The organism is Dolichospermum sp. LEGE 00246, assembly GCF_015207865.1.
GTDB classification, from domain to species: domain Bacteria; phylum Cyanobacteriota; class Cyanobacteriia; order Cyanobacteriales; family Nostocaceae; genus Dolichospermum; species Dolichospermum heterosporum.
The window spans coordinates 1-5,253 of the sequence record NZ_JADEWA010000390.1 but is presented as its reverse complement, the minus strand read 5'-3'; the positions used below and the strand labels follow the sequence as shown (position 1 = coordinate 5,253).

Genomic DNA, 5,253 nt, shown 5'->3' with positions numbered 1-5,253 from the left:
AAGATACAGTTTCCATTAATTCCACTTCTTATAAAAGAAGCGATTAAACAGTTTTTTCTATACTCTGGAACAATTTATAAAGTGTTTCCATTAATTCCACTTCTTATAAAAGAAGCGATCCCCTATCCACGTTCAAAGTTCTAGGAGCAATTTAAGTTTCCATTAATTCCACTTCTTATAAAAGAAGCGATAGCGATCATTATAAACCCATACAGAGCCTAATGTCCAGATGCCATTTGCGACGGGGTATCAATTGAGGGCTGCTTTTAGAAAATAAACAGGCAATCAAAACCCCTGAAACCTTTATACAGAAAGACATCGGCCGGGTTAACGGAAACATCAGCATTTGCGCCATTGACCTGACCCCGCCGCCAACAAATCATCACCAATAAATAAATTCGTCATTCGCATGAAATCACTTGTATAAATTTTCTGTGTGATTTAACTTAAAAAAGTACAATTAATACCGAATCCCAACTAAACCATGTATATTTCTAATCGTGCTGCCTTAGTGCGGAACTTAGCCGTTGCATTTCTCAATGGGACAATTACACTGATTATTTTGCTAATAGCACCTTTAGGACTAGCAGCAGTAATTATCAATACTATCTTAGTTAGCATCGCCACCTTTGCCAATGCCACAGCCGGAGATAGTGTTGTGCGTTTCTTGCAACCATCCCAAATCAAAACCATGATAGCAGAAATCATGTCCCAACAGTCACAAATCACAAAAGATTAATCATAAATCTCAGAATAACATAATCTTTAGTTTATATATATGCGAACCCTTTATGTTTCTCGCCAAGGCTGTTATATTAGCCTCAAAGCTGAAACCTTAATAGTTAAACAAGGAGAAATAGTACATGGTGAAGTTCAATTACCACTACTAGAACAAATATTAATCTTTGGTAAATCACAAATTACCACCCAAGCCATTCGTACCTGTCTTTGGCGAGATATACCCATTGCCTATTTATCTCGGATGGGATACTGTTATGGAAGATTAATGCCAATTGAGCGTGGTTATCGTCGCCTATCTCGTTATCAACAAGAGTTAACAGCAATTGATAAATTGATAGCAGCTAGAACAATTATTCAAGCCAAATTAAAAAATAGTCGCACCTTTTTACAACGTCAGCAACGCCGTAATCCCTCCCAAACGGCTGAAATTACCATTAAAAGTTTAGAAGTATTAGCGCAAAAAGCCGGGGAAGCAGAAACTATCGAGCGTTTAATGGGTTTAGAAGGTGCCGGTGCTGCACAATATTTTAACGCTTTTGGGGAATGTTTAAATAATCCTGATTTTGTCTTTTTAGCCCGTAGTCGTCGTCCCCCAGGAAACCCAGTAAATGCCATGCTTAGTTTTGGTTATCAAATTTTATGGAATCATCTACTAACACTAATTGAACTCCAAGGATTAGACCCCTATTATGCTTGTTTACATCAAGGAACAGAACGCCATGCAGCATTAACTTCTGATTTAATTGAAGAGTTTCGCGCCCCAATTATTGATTCTTTGGTACTGTGGTTAGTCAATACCAAAATCATGAACATTGACAATGATTTTGAATATCATGATAGCGGTTGCTACTTAAATAATTCGGGCAGACCTAAATATATTAAATACTTCTTACAACGCCTAGAAGAAGAAGTCCAAAATTCTGAAGGAGAGAAACAACCACGTTGGGATTTAATGACACAGCAAATCAAGGCTTTTAAAGACTTTGTTTACCAGCCAAGTAAACTATATAAACCCTATCAAATCCGTTAATGTTATTGTATGTAATAGTATATGACATTACTTGTGACAAAAGACGTAAAAAAGTCTCTGATTTATTAGAAGGATATGGTCAAAGAGTTCAATATTCAGTCTTTGAATGTATTCTTAATCAAACCAAATATAGTGAATTGCAAAAAAGACTCCGCAAGCAAGTAAAATCTTCCGAAGATAGTGTCAGGTTTTATCCATTAAGTAAACATACATTCAACCAAATTGAAACTTGGGGAGAACCACCAGTTACAGAACTTCCCGGTTCTACTATCATCTAAATCAGATCCCCGACTTCTTTAAGAAGTCGGGGATCTTGTTACATCTAAGAGGTTGTTTGAAAAGTATTAGATGAAACCGATAATCTCCAGAAACCTAACCCCCCTTCCCTACCTCTCCCTAGTAAGTAATTGGACAAAAATATTTACAGTCATTGCGACGGAAGGGAAGCAATCACAACCCTTGGAATTGCTTCATTTCACTTCGTTCCACATGGCTAACGCCACACTACGCTAACACAATAACATTGTGTAATTAATTCCGTCTCACTACTCACAAAACGGCATAAATAAACCAACCATTCTAAATCCTCCAAAAGCCTATACTGTCTTCATTGTGACTTTTGACTTTTGACTTTTGACTTCCGCCTTGCGGTACTAGCCCTCTCCTAAAAGGCTATCGTGTACACACAAGTTAAATTACCCCCCTTAATCCCCCCGATGCTTTGGGGGGAAACAATAAAAATCCAGTTCCCTCCCCTTTACAAGGGGAGGGTTAGGGTGGGGTAATTTGAGGAATAATGGTGATTCGATAACTTGTGTGTACACCGTAGCTAAATCAGATCTTGTTCTTGTTAGCGATTTTTCAGAGAAGGGAAATTTTTCCCACCTAATTCAATTTGTCCAGTCACACACCCAGCCTTTAACCTATTTACTAAATACTCCAAATCATTAGCAATAAAATTTGTCCCATGATCTGGTTCTACTAAGCTAATTAAATTGACATCACTGATTATTTGATCACCTAAATCAGCAATTCCTAAAAAGTTGAAAACCCCTGATTCATAAGTTCCACAAGGTACAGAAGGATTATTCATCCCCACACAATATTCCTTTTCTTGAAACCAATCAACATCAGGATAACCATGAAAGTGAACAATTGGCGCACCATTAGCAATTAATTCTGGTGTATATAAAGCCGCAGCCAAACTAATAGCTAACATCACATAGATATCATAGGATGGTTTAATATCTGCTTTTTGTGCATTACTTCCTAATGGTAATTGCAGATGTAATTTATCTTGTAAACCAATCCGCAGAATATCAGTATCAATGCTTAAATCTGTCTTATTTGCCCCAGAACGAGAACTAACTAGCCAAATATCAGGTATTTGCTTAAATCTATTTTCGGCGTTGATATTTAGTTTTATATAACGTCTACCTTGTTCATTTTGGCGAAGTTCATAACTACTAAATCCCGCTACAGGTAATAAATTATCCCATTCATCAATAGTGATTTCTGGCTTACCTACATAATGAGGAGGTTCAGCATAAGCCACAAAACCATAAGATACTCCTGTTCTGCCATTCACAATGACATTCACAATATCTCTATGGGATTTTCTTTTAACAACTTCATCTAATTTAAACCCAGCCGGAAATAATCCTGTAGATGCTAAATCTTGCCCTAATTTAATTAATTTTCCAGCATAGCTTGATAAGTGAGGATTATATTCTCCTATTTCAAAACGACTAATTAATAATGGAGTAATCGGCACAAATACTTTAGGAATCAGTGATTTTAAGGCAAAGTTCTCCACTTCATGGGGGGCAAAATTAGAATCAGAAAGATTCATATTCAGAATTGAAAACTTTTCATGAGATACACCAATCACAATTTCTGAAAAAGTTTTCACCAATGTATTTATGCCAATGCGAATTTTTTCTGGATAGGGTGTAATTGGACTAACAAATTCATCATCTATATCAGTTAAAATTATTACTTGTGTATTTGTTGGATCTTCAACATATTTGGCAGCATGATCTTCAGCCCAACTACTTAACTTAGCAATTTGTACAACGGACATTTTTTGTTTTTCTTTCAGCCATGTATAAGATAACTTATACCAAGTTTCCGCGACAAATATTCCTAATTTTCTTAACCATGAATTTGGTCTTTCTACATCTATTACAGCATCAATATCCGCTCTAACACTCTGCATTTTCAAAGATTTATGCCAGTTAATAACGGGAATTTTAATGGTATGTTTCAATTCCGTTGTTGCTTCTTTCCAAGGAATTACCTTCACCCCATGCTTTTGGAGATAAAATATTAATTGTTGGCGAAATCTGACAATAACTTGATTATCATAATTATCCGGTAAGGGTCTAAAAGTCACTTTTAAGTTCTCAGCCATAAACTGAGGATTAATAACTGGAGTTTGATATCCCGTGGGTGACTCTCCAGAAAACCCACCAATTAATTTACCAATAGTTTGTAAACTAATACCTTGCATTAAAGGTTCATGAACATAGTCATTAGTAACATTCATTTCCTGAATTAATGCTAAAATATCTTCTTTATATTTAGCTATTTCTATTTGTATTTCTGGAGTAATTACACCCTTGGGAGAACGAATATTCAGTTTGCTATTTTCTGACCAAAATAATACACCTTGTTGAGTGAGTTTTGCTAAAATTTCCGCTGCGTTCATCACAAAATCTCCCGTGTTGAAAAATAGGAATTTAGAAAAGAGGACACCTGGCTTAATTAGGCTACCCTAATCTAGCAAAGTGTCCCAATAATCAAGGAGGAAAAACTGGTTTGTCAGTAATTAAACAGAATTTGTAGAGGTTATATCTGGATAATTTCTGACTGAGAATTTTCTAATTCTTCAGATAATCTGAGAGAAAGTTCTTCAATGGTGGGATAATACCAAAGGTGGATAAGTGACAATTTGAATCCCAAAAACTTTTCGGCTTTACTAGCGATAACTATGGTTTGTGCTGAGTCTAAACCGTAACTATCTAAAGGTTCACGAATATTTATTTCTTCTGGATTAACTCCCAGTAAAGAGGAAATTTCCGCAACTAACCAAGCTTGTATTTTAGTAGCGTTATCTTGGTTTTCTGAGAGAGAATTAGAGATATTGTTATTCATTTATGTACCTACTGGTATTAAGTAACGCGATGAGACTTTCATGATAGAATCAATGCAATGATCAACAAGTCTTTCCATAGTTTGCTGATTAAGTGAAGGTTGAGAAAAGACAAAATTTAGGGTCATTTTTTCCTGAAAAGTAGCAGCGTGAACAATAAACATTCCTGCATATAAAGCATGAGAACCAACAAAACTGATTTCCTCTAGTTCTAATTCTCCATAAGTATGGGGAATATTGACTTTACCAAGATTGGAAACTGAGACTGTAGGAGATACTTGATTAGGGAATAGTAAAGAAAAATTTATCAAATATTTAGCTAGATATA

5 protein-coding genes and 1 pseudogene are annotated in these 5,253 nt (G+C 35.7%); 3 read left to right on the top strand and 3 right to left on the bottom strand.

Annotated features, from left to right (window positions below; all coding sequences use genetic code 11):
• Nucleotides 1–484: 484 nt before the first annotated feature.
• From csx18 to cas2, 3 genes are read left to right on the top strand one after another with little or no spacing between them, the layout of a single operon-like run.
• The gene (gene csx18, locus IQ228_RS20515; RefSeq protein ID WP_193964201.1) at nt 485–739 is read left to right on the top strand and encodes a CRISPR-associated protein Csx18; all 255 of its coding nucleotides are present in this window, start codon (nt 485–487) and stop codon (nt 737–739) included.
• 39 nt (nt 740–778) lie between these two features.
• A complete protein-coding gene (gene cas1 / locus IQ228_RS20510) occupies nt 779–1,771 on the top strand; it encodes a CRISPR-associated endonuclease Cas1 (protein ID WP_039203186.1) in 993 nt (330 codons plus the stop codon).
• Nucleotides 1,771–2,049, top strand: a complete 279-nt coding sequence (gene cas2 / locus IQ228_RS20505) for a CRISPR-associated endonuclease Cas2 (RefSeq protein ID WP_027402683.1) — start codon at nt 1,771–1,773, stop codon at nt 2,047–2,049. Before cas1 ends, cas2 begins: the two co-directional genes overlap by 1 nt.
• 572 nt (nt 2,050–2,621) lie before the next feature.
• Here cas2 and IQ228_RS20500 read toward each other — a convergent pair.
• The 3 genes and pseudogenes from IQ228_RS20500 to IQ228_RS20490 all read right to left on the bottom strand — a co-directional run.
• Nucleotides 2,622–4,481: a hypothetical protein gene (locus IQ228_RS20500; protein WP_193964199.1), complete on the bottom strand. Its 1,860-nt coding sequence runs from the start codon at nt 4,479–4,481 to the stop codon at nt 2,622–2,624.
• 140 nt (nt 4,482–4,621) lie between these two features.
• Entirely contained in the window at nt 4,622–4,927 is a 306-nt protein-coding gene (locus IQ228_RS20495; protein WP_193964197.1) for a phosphopantetheine-binding protein, read from the bottom strand.
• Nucleotides 4,928–5,253, bottom strand: a pseudogene (locus IQ228_RS20490) (alcohol acetyltransferase); the annotation flags it as partial. It abuts the gene before it with no gap.

Excerpts from the sequence above, each read along its gene's own strand:
- IQ228_RS20500 (WP_193964199.1), bottom strand. The coding sequence starts at position 4,481 with ATGAACGCAGCGGAAATTTTAGCAAAACTCACTCAACAAGGTGTATTA.
- IQ228_RS20495 (WP_193964197.1), bottom strand. The coding sequence starts at position 4,927 with ATGAATAACAATATCTCTAATTCTCTCTCAGAAAACCAAGATAACGCT.
- csx18 (WP_193964201.1), top strand. The coding sequence starts at position 485 with ATGTATATTTCTAATCGTGCTGCCTTAGTGCGGAACTTAGCCGTTGCA.
- cas2 (WP_027402683.1), top strand. The coding sequence starts at position 1,771 with ATGTTATTGTATGTAATAGTATATGACATTACTTGTGACAAAAGACGT.
- cas1 (WP_039203186.1), top strand. The coding sequence starts at position 779 with ATGCGAACCCTTTATGTTTCTCGCCAAGGCTGTTATATTAGCCTCAAA.